This is a genomic window from Wenzhouxiangella sp. YN9 (assembly GCF_056324165.1).
The window spans coordinates 81,644-97,311 of record NZ_JBJNIP010000100.1 but is presented as its reverse complement, the minus strand read 5'-3'; the positions used below and the strand labels follow the sequence as shown (position 1 = coordinate 97,311).

The following is a 15,668-nucleotide window of genomic DNA, read 5'->3' as shown; positions in this document are numbered from 1 at the left end:
CGACCTTAAAGGGGGGTCCCATGATGCAACCCGCACTGCAGGCGCGGGTCAGTGCACAACTGACCGTCACGCCCCAGCTTCAGCAAGCCATCGGACTGCTTCAGCTGTCCTCGCAGGAACTCGAGCTCGAGTTGCGCAACGCGCTGGAAAACAACGTCTTTCTCGAGGCCGAAGACCTTGAAGACGAGGACGGGCAAGCAGCCGACGACCACACTCTGCAAGAATCCGGCCAGCTGCCCGACGACTGGCCGGTCAGTACTGCGTCAACGGCTTCCGGGCCGCTGCCCGAGCCGGATTACGCCGCCCCCGAAGCCGACCTGAAAGATCACCTGGCCTGGCAGCTGGACTTGTCTTCGCTGTCGCAGCGCGACCGCTTCATCGCCGCGGTCATCATCGATGCGCTCGATGACGACGGCTACCTTGCAGCAACGCCCGAGGCCCTGCTTGAAACTCTGGCGCAGGCGGCGGTCGACGCAGATGAGCTCGAAGCCGTGCGCCAGCAGATTCTGCAGCTCGATCCGGTCGGCTGCGGTGCGCTGGATCTGGCTGAGTGCCTGGCGCTGCAGCTTGAAGGCCGCGCGGCCTGCCAGACCGTGAGTGCCTGCGCCCGGGCCCTGATCGGCCTTGATCTGGCCGAGCTTGCCGAAGCCGACAGCAACCGTCTGGCCGAGCGTCTGGATTTTGCGCCGGAAACGGTGGCGCGCGCCCTTGAGCTGGTACGCGGCCTGCAGCCCTATCCCGGGCGGCGTCTCAGCGGTGTGGCGGCAACCACCATCGTGCCCGATGTGCTGATCCGGCGCCGTCGCGGGCGCTGGGTAGTCGAGCTCAACCAGCAGGTGCTGCCGCGGCTGCGCCTCAACCGGCTCTACGAGGGTCTGATGGCGGAGTCGCGACAGGCGGGCGCGCATGCGGGCATGAGCGGCCAGCTGCAAGAAGCGCGCTGGCTGGTCAAAAGCGTGCAGATGCGCAACGAGACCCTGCTCAAGGTGGCCGCCGCCATCATGCAGCACCAGCACGGGTTCCTCGAGCGCGGTGAACTGGCCATGAAACCGATGGTATTGCGCGAGATCGCCGCGGCAGTGTCAATGCACGAGTCCACGGTCTCGCGCGTGACCACGCGCAAGTACATCCAGACGCCGCGCGGCAATTTCGAGCTGAAATACTTCTTCTCCAGCCGCCTGGCCACGCGCAATGGCAGCAGTTGTTCGGGCACGGCAGTGCGCGCCCTGGTGCGCCGCCTGATCGAGCAGGAAGAGCCCTTGAAGCCGCTCAGCGACGGCCAGATCGGCAAGCTGCTGGCCGCTCGCGGGGTACGCATTGCCCGGCGCACGGTGGCCAAATATCGCGAGGCGCTTGATATTCCACCGCTGGCCGAGCGCCAGGCGCTGGCCCGCAATCTGGTCGCCCGGCAGGCGCGGGCGCGGGTCTAGCGGCGCCAGGGTTTTTCGACTGCAGTCCGTTGTGCAGCAACAGTTTCAAAAAGGGGTCAATTCACCATGGATCTTTCCATCGAGTTTCCGGCTGATGCAGCCGTCAGCGATCTGAGCACCACCGCCGTCGACGCCAGCGGCCCTGATGACAGCGAAGGCCTGGTCGGGGAGTCGGTTGCCATGCATCAGGTTCGCCAGCTCATCCGCCAGGTTGCGCGCTTCGACACCAACGTGATGGTGCTCGGCGAGTCCGGCACCGGCAAGGAGCTGGTCGCCCGCGCAATTCACGACCGCTCCGACCGCGCCGACAGGCCTTTTGTGCCGGTCAACTGCGGTGCCATTCCATCTGAGCTGCTCGAAAGCGAGTTGTTCGGGCACGAAAAGGGCGCCTTCACCGGCGCAATTTCGCGCCGCCGCGGGCGCTTCGAGCTGGCCGAAGGGGGCACCCTGTTTCTCGACGAGATCGGCGACATGCCGGTGGCCATGCAGGTCAAGCTGTTGCGGGTGCTGCAGGAGCGCAGTTTCGAGCGTGTCGGCGGCACCGAAACGCTGCGCTGCAACGTGCGCGTGGTGGCGGCAACGCACCGCGACGTCGAACAGCGTATTGCCGAAGGCGAGTTCCGCGAGGATCTGTTCTACCGGCTCAATGTCTTTCCGATTCATATCCCGCCGCTGCGCGAACGCGTCGAGGATCTGCCCGCGCTGGTCGAGCACTTTGCCGTGCTCAACGAGGCTCGCGGCACCGGTGAGGTGGCTTTTACCGACGGCGCGCTGGCGTCGCTGGCCCAGCACCCCTGGCCGGGCAACGTGCGCGAACTGGTCAACCTGGTCGAGCGCATGGCCATCCTCAGCTCCGGGCGCAAGGTTCAGGCCCGCGACCTGCCGGCACGCTATCGCGTTGACTGCGAGGAGCTGGCTTCGCCGGCCCCGGAAACCGGACTGCAGGTGCCGTTCGAGGAGCGGGTGCTGCCGCAGCTGCCTGAAGACGGCCTCGACCTGAGACAGTACCTGGCCAACATCGAGTCTGCCCTGATCAGCCAGGCGCTGGCCGCTACGGCCGGCACGGTGGCCCACGCCGCCGAGGTGCTGAGCCTGCGGCGCACCACGCTGGTCGAGAAAATGAAGAAATACGGCCTCGAGTCGGCGGACTTCTGACGGCCCGTCCGGCCGTCCTGGAACGAGTTTTGCTTGCTGAATGGGTATGCCGCACAACATGGAGGCCCAATGACGGAATCAGCGCACCGGCTCGAAGAAGCGTTCGGCGCATTCAACCGTCTTTCCGAAGAGCTGACCGGCGCTTACCGTGATCTGGAACAGCGCACCGCCGGTTTGGCCGAGGAGCTGGCGAAATCGCGGCGCGAAAAGGAGCGTCAGCGAGCCGAAAAAGAGCGCCTGGCCGACCGTCTGGGCGCGCTGGTCGACTCGCTGCCCGGCGGCGTGATGGTGCTCGACGAGGCCGGTCGGATTGGTGAAAGCAACGCTCGGGCGCAGCAGTGGCTGGGCGCCGACATTGACGGCGAGCGTCTGCCGGCAGTGCTGGCTCGGGCGGCGGCGCAGCCGCAGACCGACGCCGACGAGCTGCGGCTGGCTGACGGTCGCGAACTGACGGTGTCAAGACAGGCGGTCGAGGGCGGCCTGGAAACCATCGTGCTGTTGACCGACGTGACCGAGCAGCGTCGGCTGCAGGCGCGCCTGGCGCGCAACCGCCGGCTGGCGGCGATGGGCGAAATGGCCGCGCGCCTGGCCCATCAGGTGCGAACGCCGCTGTCTTCGGCCCTGTTGTATGCCGCTCATCTGAGCGATCGGGAACTGAGCGCCGAGCGCCGCCGCAGATTCGGGCAGCGGCTGATCGACCGCCTGCGCGACCTCGAGCACATGACGCGCGACATGCTGGGTTTCGTGCGCGGCGGCTGTGGCCCGACCGAGCAGCTGGCGGTTGCCGAACTGCTGCAGGAGCTGCGGGCCGCGCTGGCGGCCGCCATGGCCGGCGGCGCGCGGCTGGAGGTGGTCGACCGCAGCGCCGGGGCGTGCCTGCAGGGCGACCGTCAGGCGCTGGTCGGCGTGCTCTGCAATCTGATCGAGAACGCATGGCAGGCCGGCGACCGGTACACGCAGGTGACGCTGGAGGTCGAGCGTGGAATCGATGGCCTGGTGCTGTTGCGGGTGCGCGATAACGGCCCCGGCATCGAGCCGGAAGACCAGCTGCGCATCTTCGAACCTTTCTTTACCCGCCGCGGCGGCGGCACCGGCCTGGGGCTGGCGGTGGTTCGCTCGGTGGTGCAGTCGCACCAGGGTGAGGTCCATCTTGCATCCACGCCGGGGCAGGGCAGCTGTTTCACCCTCGAGCTGCCGCGCGTGGCGCGCGGCAGTCGTGACTATCCGGCGGCGGCCGTTGCTGGAGAGCAGTCATGAGTGATTTCCGCATTCTTCTGGTCGAAGACGACCAGCCCCTGCGAGAGGCACTGCAGGAAACCCTCGAGCTCGAACATTTCGACGTGCTGACTGCCGCCGACGGCCGCGCGGCGCTGGAGGTGCTCGAGCACACAGCCATCAGCCTGGTGATTTCCGACATCCAGATGCCGGGCTGGGACGGTCTGGAATTATTGCGCCGGCTGCGCCGACAGCATTCGGACCTGCCGGTGATGCTGATGACCGCCTTCGGCAGCGTGCCGCAGGCGGTGTCGGCGGTGCGCGCCGGCGCGGTGGATTATCTGATCAAGCCGATCGAGGCCGATCAGCTGATCGAGCGCGTTCAGCGTTTCCGTGGTCGGCCTGAAGACTCTGCAGAGCTGGTTGCCCACGATCCACTCTCGCGCAGCCTGGCCGATATGGCGCGGCGGGTGGCCGCTGCCGAGGTCAGCGTGTTGCTTTCCGGCCCCAGCGGCAGCGGCAAGGAAGCCTACGCCCGCTACATCCATCACCATTCCGGTCGCGGCGAGGGCCCGTTCGTGGCCGTCAACTGCGCGGCCATTCCCGAAACCATGATCGAGGCCGAGCTGTTCGGCCACGAGAAGGGGGCGTTTACCGGCGCCGATCGGGCGCGCGTGGGCCGGTTCGAGTCCGCCAATGGCGGCACGCTGATGCTCGACGAGATTTCGGAGCTGGATATCGGCCTGCAGGCCAAGCTGTTGCGGGTGCTGCAGGAGCACGAAGTCGAGCGCCTGGGCGGCAGCGGCAGCATCAAACTCGACGTGCGCGTGATCGCCGCCACCAATCGGGATCTGGCCAGCGAGGTGCGGGTCGGGCGCTTTCGGGAGGATCTGTTCTATCGGCTCAACGTGTTTCCGCTCAGCCTGCCGGCGCTGGCCGAGCGGCCGGGCGATATCCAGCCGCTGGCCGAGCGCGCCCTGGCGCGCCATCATCGTGGCCGGGGCGTGGTGCCGGCCCTGACCGGGGAGGCCCTGGCTGCGCTCGAGGCGCACGCCTGGCCAGGCAACGTGCGCGAGCTCGATAACGTGATTCAGCGCGCTCTGGTGCTGGCCGGGGGGCGCGAGGAGATTCGCGCCGGCGACCTGTTTTTCGAGCATGTCACCGCGGCCGCGGCAGGGCCTGCCGAGGACAGTGGCGGCGACCTGCAGCGCTCGGTAGCCGATCGCGAGGCCGAGGTCATTCTCGACACCCTGCGCCACGAAGCCGGGCATCGCGGTCGCACCGCCGAGCGCCTGGGCATCAGCCCGCGCACTCTGCGCTACAAGCTGGCCCGGCTGCGCGAGGCTGGGCTGCGCATTCCCGGTGACGGTGGCCCGGAATTTGCAGCAGACAGGGCATCGGTCTGAGCGGCCGGCAAGAAGGAGATGGATCAATGAGCGATATGTCGATTCAGCAGGTTCTGTCGCAGATGCGCGCGCTCAAGAGCGCCTCCGGCCTGGAGCAGGGGCAGCCGGCAGCGCAGGGCGGCAACGAGGTCAACTTTGCCGAAATCATGAGCCGCTCGCTCGAACGGGTCAACGAAAGCCAGCAGACGGCGGCCGGAATGTCGGCGGCGTTCGAGCGCGGCGAATCGGACGCGGATCTCACTGAAGTGATGATCGCGATGCAGAAAGCGCGGGTGTCGTTCGAGGCCATGAGCGAGGTGCGCAACAAGCTCGTCGACGCCTACAAGCAAATTCAGAACATGCCCATTTGATAAGGGCCGGGACGCAAGGAATTTCAAGCAATGGCGGCACAGGATCTGGTGGCTGGCAGGGATCAGGGCAGCGGGGCCTCAACGGCCTCGGTCTCGGGCCTGAACGTGATCGATCAGGTACCCGGTCTGCGGCAGCTGTTGCTGCTGGTGGGCCTGGCGGCCGCCGTGGCCGTGGGCGTGGGCATTGCGTTGTGGTCCTCGCAGGACACCGGCTATGGCCTGCTCTACGGCAATCTCGATGATCGCGATGCCGCCCAGGTGGTCCAGGCGCTGGAGGCCGCTGGCATCGAGCACCGTTATGAGTCCGGCCGCGGCGCCATCATGGTGCCGACCGATGCCCTGCACGAGGCGCGTTTGCAGCTTGCCTCGCAGGATCTGCCGGCCGCCTCCGGCGCCGGCTTCGAGATGTTCAATGAGTCCGGCGGGTTGACTGAAAGCCAGTTCATGGAAGGTGCGCGCTATCAACGCGCGCTCGAGGTCGAGCTGCAGCGCACGGTGGCCAGCATCAGCGCGGTACGCGCCGCGCGGATTCATCTGGCGATGCCGCGCGACAGCGTCTTCGTGCGTGACCGCCGCCCGGCCAGCGCCTCGGTGCTGGTGCAGATGCATCCCGGTCGGCGGCTGGAGTCGGGCCAGGTGATGGCGATTGTCAACCTGGTGGCCTCGTCGGTGCCCAACATGGCGCGCTCACAGGTCGCGGTAATCGACCAGCACGGCATGCTGCTGTCGGCAAGGCTCAACGAGGAAGAAGACCCGGCCAACGCCGCGCTTGATCGCGTGCAGCGCATCGAGGAGCGCCTCAGTCGGCGCATCGAGCAGCTGCTCACGCCGGTGGTTGGTTACGGTCGCGTGCGTGCCCAGGTGGCCGCCGATCTGGAGCTCTCCAGCACTGAAGAAACCCAGGAACGCTACGACCCGGCCGGCCAGGTCATTCGCAGCGAGCAGGGCAGCGAGCAGCGCGGTGATGCCGACGCAGTCACTGCCACCGGTGTGCCGGGGGCGCTCAGCAATCAGCCGCCGGCGGCCGCCGGTCAGGCCGGAAACAATGGCGCCACCAACCAGGACGGCAGCGTCGACGGCAACCAGCCGCCGGTGACCAGCCGCGATTACGTTCGCAACTACGAGGTCGATCGCACCATTCGCCACATTCTGGCGCCGGCCGGCGAATTGCGCCGCCTGTCGGTTGCGGTGGTGGTCGACGAGCAACGCGTGACCAATGACGATGGTGAAGTGGTGAGCCAGCCGCACTCGGCAGAGGCGCTCGAGCGCATGACCACGCTGGTGCGTGAGGCGGTCGGTTTTGACCCGGCCCGTGGCGACACCGTCAGCGTGGTGAACGCGGCATTCCAGACGGCCGAGCTGGGTGAAGACGCCAGCACCGACACGTCTTCCTTCATGGACCGGATCGACCTGATGGGGCTGGCCCGGATTGGCGCCGGTGTCCTGGTGGTGCTGCTGCTGATCATGGCGGTGATCCGTCCGCTGTTGCGCCAGCTTGTGCAGCTGCCGGCCAAGCGCCAGCTGGTAACGCATTCGCCAGCCAGCCTGAGCCACGACGCCAGCGCGGCGCAAGACGACAGGAAGTCGCTGGTCAGCGATCCGAGCCAGCAGTATGAGGAATGTATCGCCGCGGCCAAGTCGGTGGTCTCGCAGGACCCCAAGCGGGTGGCCCAGGTGGTCAAGCAGTGGGTAGGCGAGGATGAGTAGACAGAAGCCGGGAGAGCTCAACGGCACCGAACGCGCGGCGATTCTGCTGATGTCGCTGGGCGAGGAGCAGGCCTCGGAGGTGCTCAAGCACATGGGTGCGCGCGACGTGCAGCGCATCGGCACCTCCATGGCAACACTCGATTCGGTGTCGCGTGATCAGGCCCTGGATGTGCTCGACGCCTTCATTGCCACGGTAGAAGACAAGACCTCTCTGGGCGTGGGCTCCGACGATTACGTCCGGCGGGTGCTGGAGCAGGCGCTGGGCGACAAGGCCTCGGGTCTGATCGATCGCATTCTGCTGGGGCGCAAGAGCAAGGGGCTCGAAGCGCTCAAGTGGATGGATCCGCGCAGCGTCGCCGAGATGATTCGTCAGGAACACCCGCAGATCATTGCCATCGTGCTGGCCTACCTCGAGGCCGATCACGCCGCCGAGGTGCTCGACACGCTGCCCGAGCGGGTGCGTCCGGACGTGATCATGCGGATTGCCACGCTCGACGGCATTCCGCCGTCGGCCTTCAACGAGCTCGACGAGGTGATGGAAAAGCAGTTCTCCGGCAATGAAAACCTCAAGTCATCGAGCGTGGGCGGGGTGCGTGCCGCCGCTGAAATCCTCAACCTGGTCGACGGCAATATAGAAGAGTCGGTGCTGGCCGGTGTCAATGAAGTTGACGAGAGCCTTGGCCAGAACATCCAGGAACAGATGTTCGTGTTCGACAACCTTGCAGACATCGACGACCGCGGCATTCAGACGCTGCTGCGCGACGTGCAGTCCGACACCCTGGTGCTGGCGCTCAAGGGTGCCGAATCGACGGTGCGCGAGAAGATCTTCAAGAACATGTCAAAGCGTGCCGGCGAGATGCTCGAGGAGGATCTCGAAGCCAAGGGGCCGGTCAGGTTGTCCGATGTCGAGGCCGCGCAGAAGGAAATCCTGGGAACGGCCCGCCGCCTGGCCGATCAGGGCCAGCTCGACCTGGGCGGCAAGGGCGAAGAGTATGTCTGAGATTCTGGCGCGCGAAAAGCTTGACAAGCTGGAGCGTTGGCAGGCGCCGGATGTGGCCCGTGCCGGCGGCCGGGACAGGCCGGCCGGAGAGCAGCGCCGGCCTTCGGTCTACAGCGCGCGCGCGCTAGAAGCGCTGCAGAAGCAGGCCTGGGACGAAGCCTGGGCCGAAGGTCTGGCCGCCGGTCGCCAGGCTGGCGAGGAAGAGGTGCAGGCGCGCGCACGCCAGCTTGAATCACTGATCGAGGCGATGCAGCAGCCGCTGGAGGCAGTGGATGAGGAAGTCGAATCCGAGCTGGTGCAGCTGGCCCTGGCTGTCGCCCGGCAGATCATACGGCGGGAGCTGCGCAGCGAGCCCGAACACGTGATTGCGGCGGTGCGTGAGGCGCTTGCCGAACTGCCCGCCAACAGCCGTCAGGTACGCGTGCATCTGCACCCGCAGGATGCCGAGCTGGTTCGCCACACCCTGGCCAACCCGGCCGGTGAAACCAGCTGGGAGCTGCGCGAGGATCCGATGCTCGAGCGCGGCGACTGCCGCGTGAGCAGCCAGACGGCCAGCGTCGATGCGACCCTGGAGACGCGGCTGGCAACCGTGGCCGCTCGCGTGCTGGGTGGCCACCGCGAGAGCGACGCGCCCGCGAGCGATCCCGGGCCGGAGGATGGTGAGCCGGCATGAACAGCGCTCGGGCAGACAATTGGGCCGGCCGGCTGCGCCAGCGCCAGCAGGCGGTGGCCGGGCCGTCGGTCAACGCCTGCGGCAAGCTCAAGCGTGTAGTCGGCCTGACCCTCGAGGCCGTGGGCGTCGAGGCCGCGCTGGGCGAGCGCTGCTGGGTGCTGGGTGAAAACGACAGAAAGCTCGAGGCGGAAGTGGTGGGCTTTGCCGAAGACAGCGTCTATCTCATGCCCACCGAAGAGATTCGCGGCCTGTCGCCCAATGCCCGCGTGATGGCGGGTGGCGGTCGCCTGGATGCGCCGGTTGGCCAGGGCTTGTTGGGCCGCGTTGTCGACGGCGCCGGCGTGCCGCTGGACGGGCGCGGTCCGATCATGACCGGGCAGCGCGCGCCCCTGGCCGGGGAGCCGATCAATCCGCTCGATCGCCAGCCCATTCGTGAGCCGCTGGACGTGGGCGTGCGTGCCATCAACTCGCTGTTTACCGCCGGTCGCGGCCAGCGTCTGGGCCTGTTTGCCGGTTCGGGCGTGGGCAAGTCGACCCTGATGGGCATGATGACCCGCTTTACCGAGGCCGATGTCATTGTCGTTGGCCTGATCGGTGAGCGCGGCCGCGAGGTGCGCGATTTCGTTGAAACCACGTTGGGCGAGGAGGGCATGCGCCGCGCGGTGGTCGTGGCCACGCCGGCCGATCGGCCGCCCTTGATGCGCATGCGCGGCGCCTGGATGGCCACCACCATTGCCGAACATTTTCGCGACCAGGGTCTCAAGGTGCTGCTGCTGATGGATTCGCTGACGCGATTTGCCCAGGCCAAGCGCGAAATCGCCTTGGCGGTGGGTGAGCCGCCGGCGACCAAGGGTTATCCGCCTTCGGTATTCGCCAGCCTGCCAACCCTGGTCGAACGCGCCGGCAACAGTGGTCACGGCGGCGGATCGCTGACCGCCTTTTACACCGTGCTGGTCGAAGGCGATGACACCAATGATCCGATTGCCGACGCCTCCCGGGCCATTCTGGACGGTCATATCGTGCTCGATCGCCAGCTGGCCGAATCCGGCATTTTCCCTGCCATCGACGTGGAATCGTCGATCTCGCGGGCAATGAACGAGATCACCGACGCCGGCCACCAGCAGCTGGTGCGCCGCTACCGGCAAGTTCATGCCGCTTACCGGCAAAACGAGGACCTGATTGCCGTCGGTGCCTACCGCAAGGGGAGTGATCCGCGCATCGACGAAGCGGTCGCGTTGCGTCCGGGAATGCTCGATTTTATCCGTCAGGACAGCAACCGCGCGGTCTCGCTGCGTGAAAGCCTGACGGCATTGGAACGGATCATGACGGGTTCGTCGGAGGAGCGCGACGCTGGCACATAACTTGCTTGTATATTGGCAGTGAATGAGGAGTTCGTGAATCAATGACCCGTTCAGAGCGTTTGCATCGCGTTGCCAATCAGATGGAGCAGGAGCAAAGCGCCAGCTCCAGGCGCATGGCCGATCTGCGTTCGTCCCTGCTCAATGAAGAGTCCCGGCTGGAGACGTTGCGCGCGCATCTGGCCAGCTATCGGCAGGGTTTCAGCGAGTCGCATCGCAACGGCGCGCTGGCGGTCAACGTGCGCAACTACGCGCACTTTACCGATCGGCTGCAGCTGGCCGTCGATGAGCAGACGCAGCGCGTTGCGTTGGCACAGCAAGCCTACGAGCGCCAGCTGGCGGTATGGAAAGAGCAGCGCGCCCGCGTCAAGGCCGTCGAGAGCGTAGCCGATAAACAGGCTGTTCGTGAGCAACGCCTGGCCGAGCGCGTCGAGCAGCGCTTCATCGACGATCTGGTGACCCGGCGCTTCGTGACCTCGGGCTCCTGAACATGACGCAGGCTTCCCTGCCGGTGTTGCTGGCCCTGCCGCAGCTCGATCCATCAGCGGCAGCCATGCTGCGGCCCGATATGAGCGATGACGGTTTTGCCGGCATTGCAGCGCTGTTTGACCTCGATGCCGCTTCGGCTCTGGCGCCTGACGCGCAGCCGGGGTTGCCGGCAGCTACCGCTGCCACAGGCGGCGAACTTGACGGCGAGAAAGACCAGGGTGGTCAGGGGCTTGATCCGGATCGGTGGCTTGCGCTGTTGAACGGCCGGCATGCCGGCCAGCTGGCATCGGGTTTGATACACAATGAAGCGGCTCTGGCTGCGGCGCAAACGGGAGCTTCGGCGCCGGAGGCGGCGCAGGCGAGCGGCCAGCCCCCGAGTCTGTCCGGTAACGCCCGCTCGGGCAGCCAGAGCGCATTGCTGCAGGCTTTTCTCGCGGCCAGTGCTGAGGGTGAAAGCCTGGAGCCGATGTCTGCAGTGGCGCGACGGTTGATGAGTGCGGAGTCGGCCGGGCAGAAGCCCGGGCTCGGCCTGTCGCAGACAACCCATCGCGCCGAGGGTGATGCGAACACCCTGCTTGATCGTCTGACCGCGCAGCAGCATCGCCGCGGCCCAACGGCGGCGTTGACCGACCGGCAGGCCGCGCCGGCCAGGGAAGCCCTGCCTTCAAGCCTGGCGCTCACGACGGCTGCCGAGAACGCACCCGAGGCGGGCTCGAAGCTGATTCAGGAGCTGACGGCCTCGAGTCCTGACGCGTCGTTGACGCGGGAGGCCGGGCGGACGCTGCTGGAAACGCAGGCCAGGGCGGCGGATACAGCCCGCGCGACTCAAGCTGCCGATTCCGGGCTGGCGGCCCGGGGTGAGCTTGCCGGCCTCCAGCCCGGCTCGAACCCGCTGCAGGCAGCGCTGACCGGCGCCACCCTGGCGCCGGGGCCGCAGGGCTCGGCTGCTGCCAGCCAGACCTTTGATCACGTCGCCTTGATGCTGCGGCAGGGCAGTTCCGAAGCTCGGCTGCAGCTCAAGCCGCCGGAGCTCGGCCAGGTGGATATCCGCATCGAGGTCGACGGCAAGGAAGCCCGCGTTCACCTGACCGCGCAGCAGGCGCAGACCCGCGAGGCGCTCGAGCAGCTGCTGCCGCGCTTGCGTGAGTCGCTGGCCGGGCAGGGGGTCGAGCTCAGCGAGGCGCATGTCGACCATTCCGGCGGGCAGTTTTCCGGGCACCGGGACGACGCGCCCGGCGATGACGAAGCTTCTTCCCGCGGCAGCCGTTCGGCGCACGCCGCAGACAACGGCTCTGCAATCGATGACCGAGCTGCTGCGCCGCCGATGGGCTTGCGCGGCCTGGTCGATCTCTACGCCTGATTCATCGGCCCGATCGGGCCGAGCGCTCGGCACTCTGTCTGTCAGCCCGTCACGAGCCCGGGATTCTGCCTGCGTCGGAAAGCCGACGCCCGGCCGGCCCGGGCCCTGGCACGGCTTTTGCTCCTTACAGGACGAGATTTCAGTTCTGGCAATGGAGCAAGCACGATGGCGGAAAAAGACGACACACCGGCGGTAGCCAAGGGCGGCCTGTCCCGATTGCTGATCGTGGCGCTGCTGGTGGGTATCGTGTCCGCCGGCGCAGCCGCCGGGGGCGTGTATTTCATCGTTCAATCGCAGGCCGATGCATCGGCCGGCGGCAACGATCAGCCCGAAGCCGAAGCCCCTTCCGGTCCGGCCATCTATCACGAGATCACGCCGTCTTTCGTCGTCAATCTGGACGACGGCGGCAGCGTCCGGTTTCTTCAGGCCAGCATCCAGGTGATGAGCCGGGACAAGAAAGTCATCGCCGGCCTGGAGCGACACACGCCGCTGCTGCGCAACAACCTGCTGATGTTGTTGTCGGGCGCGTCGCGGCAGGAGATCGCCACGCGTGAGGGCAAGGAAGCGCTGCGCGAAGCCGCGCTTGAGGAAGTGCGCGAGGTCCTTGACTCCGAGGGCGAGCCCAGCGCGGTGGAGGAATTGTATTTCACGGCTTTTGTCGTGCAATAGGCGGGTGCGTTCATGAGCAGAAACGACATTCTTGACCAGGACGAAATCGATGCCCTGCTGCACGGCGTCGACTCCGGCGCGGTCGACACCGAAGAGGGAACGGCGGCCGAAGGCGAGATCCAGTCCTTTGACTTTGCCAATCACGATCGCATCGTGCGCGGCCGCATGCCGACGCTGGAAATGATCAATGAACGCTTCGCGCGGCACTTTCGCATCGGCCTGTTCAACATGCTGCGGCGCTCGGCCGAGATTTCGGTCGAAAGCGTCGACATGATGAAGTTTCAGGAGTACATGCGCACGCTGCCGGTGCCCACCAGCCTCAACCTGATGAACATCAAGCCGCTGCGCGGCACCAGTCTGCTGGTGCTGGATGCGCGGCTGATCTTTGCCGTGGTCGATACGTTCTTCGGCGGCGACGGCCGCTTCCACGCCAAGATCGAGGGGCGCGAGTTCACGCCGGTGGAAACGCGCGTCATTCAGCGCATGCGCGAACGCATTTTTGAAGACCTGGCCGAAGCCTGGAAGCTCGCCATGGATGTGGAGTTCGAGTTTCACAACATGGAGGTCAACCCGCAGTTCGCCAATATCGTCAGCCCCTCCGAGATTGTGGTTGTCACCCGCTTTACCGTCGAGCTGGAAGGAACCAGCGGCGAGCTGCACGTCACCATTCCGTATTCCGCGGTAGAGCCGATTCGCGAGGTGCTGGACTCGGGCATGGCCTCTGACCGCATGGTCCGTGACGAGCGTTGGATGAACGCCCTGCGCGAGGAAATTCGCGATGCCGAGGTCAGCATGAAAGTGGAACTGTGCAAGAAGCGGGTGACGCTTTCCGACCTGGTGAGCATGCGGCCGGGGGACGTGATTCCGATAGACCTGCCCGACGAGGTGCCGGTGTATGTCGAAGGCGTGCCGTGCTTTCGCGGCGCCCTTGGATCGGCCAGAGACAACTATGCAGTCAAGATCATGAACCGAGTGGAGCGTAATCGCGGAGAGTCGAAGCCATGAATGATGCAAGCAACAGACACGACAGCCAGCGCGAAGAGACCGAAGAAGAGCGCCAGGTCCGTGAAATGGAAGAAGCCCAGCGCGCAGGCGAGCACGCGCAGGCGGAAGCAGAAGCGGAGGAGACTGAAAAAGCGCAGTTCGAACAGCTTGACGATAACGCCCCGCTGGCCGGATCGGATGTCAATCTCGACGTGATTCTGGACGTGCCCGTCGCGCTGTCGATGGAAGTCGGACGCACGCAGATCAGCATTCGCAATTTGCTGCAGCTCAATCAGGGCTCGGTGGTGGAGCTCGATCGCACCGCCGGTGAACCGCTGGATGTCTACGTCAACGGCACCCTCGTGGCGCACGGTGAGGTGGTGGTAGTCAATGAAAAGTTCGGCATTCGTCTGACCGACGTCATCAGTCCGTCCGAACGAATCAAGAACCTGAAATGAACACGACTCGCCTGACGTCTGCCCTCGGTCTGGCGCTGGTCGGCGCTCCAGCGCTGGCCAGCGAGCTGGCGCCGGTGGGCGGCAGCGGCCAGCTCTTGCGCACGGCGCTGGGGCTGATTCTGATACTGGGCCTGGTGTTCGCGCTGGCCTGGGCGGCGCGGCGGATCTCGGGCGGGCGCCTGGGCGTGCGCTCGGGTGATGGCCCCATTCACATCGTCGGCCAGCAGGCGCTGGGCGTGAAAGAGCGGCTGCTGCTGGTCGAAGTCGACGGACGTCGCATCCTGCTGGGCGTCAGCCCCGGCCGCATTGGTCACCTGGCCGATCTGGGGCAGGCCGAAGCAGGCTTCGACGAACACCTTGCCGGCAGCCGGCGCGAGGCGCGGGAGTGATGCGCTGGCTGACGTGTATCGTGCTGCTGATGCCGGCGCTGTCGCTGGCCGCGCCGGGCATCGATATCGTCACGGTCGAGCCGGCAGCCGAAGGCGGGGGCCAGACCTGGAGCATCACGCTGCAGGTGTTGGTGCTGATGACCCTGCTCACCCTGCTGCCTTCGATCATGCTGATGTTCACTTCGTTTACCCGCATCATCGTGGTGCTGGCCATCCTGCGCCAGGCCATGGGCATGGCGACCACGCCGCCCAACCAGGTGTTGATCGGCCTGGCGCTGTTTCTGACCCTGTTCGTGATGGCGCCGGTGTGGACCGAGCTCTATACCGAGGCGGCTGTGCCTTACATGGAAGAGGACATCGAGCTTGAAGAAGCGCTCGAGCGCGGCCGTGAGCCGATTCACCGCTTCATGCGTCATCAGGTGCGCGAAACCGATCTGGCCCTGTTCGCCGGCCTGGCCGGCAACAACGAAGGCTTCGAGTCGGCCGAGGACGTGCCGTTCCGGATTCTGGTGCCGGCTTTCCTCACCAGCGAACTGAAAACGGCTTTCATGATCGGCTTTCTGGTTTTCATTCCTTTCGTGATCATCGATCTGGTGGTCGCCAGCGTGCTCATGTCGATGGGCATGATGATGCTCTCGCCGATGCTGATCTCGCTGCCGTTCAAGCTGATGCTGTTCGTGCTGGTCGACGGCTGGGGCCTGATCATGGGCACGCTGGCCTCGAGTTTCTATATGGGAGGTGGCTAGCATGAGCCCGGACATGGTGGTCGATATCGGTCAGCAGGCGCTCTGGGTCGTGGTGCTTCTGCTGGCGCCGTTGCTGCTGTCGGCCCTGGCCGTGGGCCTGGCCGTGGGCATGTTTCAGGCCGCCACGCAGATCAACGAAATGACGCTGAGTTTCATTCCCAAGCTGGCGGTGGTGGCGCTGGCCCTGGCCCTGGCCGGACCCTGGATGCTGGATCTGATCGTCAACTTCACGCGCACGTTGATCATGAGCATCCCCGAGCTGATCGACCTGGGCTGACC

General features: G+C 66.0%; 17 protein-coding genes. All 17 read left to right on the top strand.

Annotation, left to right across the window (positions count from 1 at the left end):
* The first annotated feature begins 20 nt into the window (after window positions 1-20).
* The 17 genes from ACEWQ0_RS08965 to fliQ all read left to right on the top strand — a co-directional run bounded on the left by ACEWQ0_RS08965 (window position 21) and on the right by fliQ (window position 15,666).
* A complete protein-coding gene (locus tag ACEWQ0_RS08965) occupies window positions 21-1,430 on the top strand; it encodes an RNA polymerase factor sigma-54 (protein WP_476485139.1) in 1,410 nt (469 codons plus the stop codon).
* Between the two features lie 66 nt (window positions 1,431-1,496).
* Window positions 1,497-2,585, top strand: coding sequence for a sigma-54 interaction domain-containing protein (locus ACEWQ0_RS08960; RefSeq protein WP_476485138.1), 1,089 nt, complete (start codon window positions 1,497-1,499; stop codon window positions 2,583-2,585).
* 69 nt (window positions 2,586-2,654) lie between these two features.
* Entirely contained in the window at window positions 2,655-3,842 is a 1,188-nt protein-coding gene (locus ACEWQ0_RS08955; protein ID WP_476485137.1) for a sensor histidine kinase, read from the top strand.
* The gene (locus ACEWQ0_RS08950) at window positions 3,839-5,206 is read left to right on the top strand and encodes a sigma-54-dependent transcriptional regulator (protein WP_476485136.1); all 1,368 of its coding nucleotides are present in this window, start codon (window positions 3,839-3,841) and stop codon (window positions 5,204-5,206) included. Before ACEWQ0_RS08955 ends, ACEWQ0_RS08950 begins: the two co-directional genes overlap by 4 nt.
* A gap of 26 nt (window positions 5,207-5,232) precedes the next feature.
* The gene (fliE, locus tag ACEWQ0_RS08945) at window positions 5,233-5,556 is read left to right on the top strand and encodes a flagellar hook-basal body complex protein FliE (RefSeq protein ID WP_476483346.1); all 324 of its coding nucleotides are present in this window, start codon (window positions 5,233-5,235) and stop codon (window positions 5,554-5,556) included.
* Window positions 5,557-5,586: 30 nt separating this feature from the next.
* Complete coding sequence (gene fliF / locus ACEWQ0_RS08940; protein WP_476485135.1) at window positions 5,587-7,263, top strand: flagellar basal-body MS-ring/collar protein FliF; 1,677 nt, start codon at window positions 5,587-5,589, stop codon at window positions 7,261-7,263.
* Window positions 7,256-8,263, top strand: coding sequence for a flagellar motor switch protein FliG (gene fliG, locus ACEWQ0_RS08935; RefSeq protein WP_476483344.1), 1,008 nt, complete (start codon window positions 7,256-7,258; stop codon window positions 8,261-8,263). Before fliF ends, fliG begins: the two co-directional genes overlap by 8 nt.
* Complete coding sequence (locus tag ACEWQ0_RS08930; RefSeq protein ID WP_476485134.1) at window positions 8,256-8,936, top strand: flagellar assembly protein FliH; 681 nt, start codon at window positions 8,256-8,258, stop codon at window positions 8,934-8,936. The genes fliG and ACEWQ0_RS08930 overlap by 8 nt, the downstream gene beginning before the upstream one ends.
* Window positions 8,933-10,297, top strand: coding sequence for a flagellar protein export ATPase FliI (gene fliI, locus ACEWQ0_RS08925; RefSeq protein ID WP_476485133.1), 1,365 nt, complete (start codon window positions 8,933-8,935; stop codon window positions 10,295-10,297). Before ACEWQ0_RS08930 ends, fliI begins: the two co-directional genes overlap by 4 nt.
* A 41-nt stretch (window positions 10,298-10,338) precedes the next feature.
* Window positions 10,339-10,782, top strand: coding sequence for a flagellar export protein FliJ (fliJ, locus tag ACEWQ0_RS08920; RefSeq protein WP_476483341.1), 444 nt, complete (start codon window positions 10,339-10,341; stop codon window positions 10,780-10,782).
* A gap of 2 nt (window positions 10,783-10,784) precedes the next feature.
* The gene (locus tag ACEWQ0_RS08915; RefSeq protein ID WP_476485132.1) at window positions 10,785-12,143 is read left to right on the top strand and encodes a flagellar hook-length control protein FliK; all 1,359 of its coding nucleotides are present in this window, start codon (window positions 10,785-10,787) and stop codon (window positions 12,141-12,143) included.
* Between the two features lie 165 nt (window positions 12,144-12,308).
* Entirely contained in the window at window positions 12,309-12,812 is a 504-nt protein-coding gene (locus tag ACEWQ0_RS08910; protein WP_476483339.1) for a flagellar basal body-associated FliL family protein, read from the top strand.
* A gap of 12 nt (window positions 12,813-12,824) precedes the next feature.
* Window positions 12,825-13,817: a flagellar motor switch protein FliM gene (gene fliM, locus ACEWQ0_RS08905; protein ID WP_476483338.1), complete on the top strand. Its 993-nt coding sequence runs from the start codon at window positions 12,825-12,827 to the stop codon at window positions 13,815-13,817.
* Window positions 13,814-14,254, top strand: a complete 441-nt coding sequence (gene fliN / locus ACEWQ0_RS08900) for a flagellar motor switch protein FliN (RefSeq protein ID WP_476485131.1) — start codon at window positions 13,814-13,816, stop codon at window positions 14,252-14,254. The genes fliM and fliN overlap by 4 nt, the downstream gene beginning before the upstream one ends.
* Window positions 14,251-14,643, top strand: coding sequence for a flagellar biosynthetic protein FliO (gene fliO / locus ACEWQ0_RS08895; RefSeq protein ID WP_476483336.1), 393 nt, complete (start codon window positions 14,251-14,253; stop codon window positions 14,641-14,643). The genes fliN and fliO overlap by 4 nt, the downstream gene beginning before the upstream one ends.
* On the top strand, window positions 14,643-15,389 hold the full coding sequence (gene fliP, locus ACEWQ0_RS08890; protein WP_476483335.1) for a flagellar type III secretion system pore protein FliP: 747 nt from the start codon (window positions 14,643-14,645) through the stop codon (window positions 15,387-15,389). Before fliO ends, fliP begins: the two co-directional genes overlap by 1 nt.
* Window position 15,390: 1 nt before the next feature.
* Window positions 15,391-15,666 carry a flagellar biosynthesis protein FliQ gene (fliQ, locus tag ACEWQ0_RS08885; protein WP_476483334.1) on the top strand — a complete coding sequence of 92 codons (276 nt, stop codon included), beginning with the start codon at window positions 15,391-15,393 and terminating at the stop codon, window positions 15,664-15,666.
* Window positions 15,667-15,668: the final 2 nt, after the last annotated feature.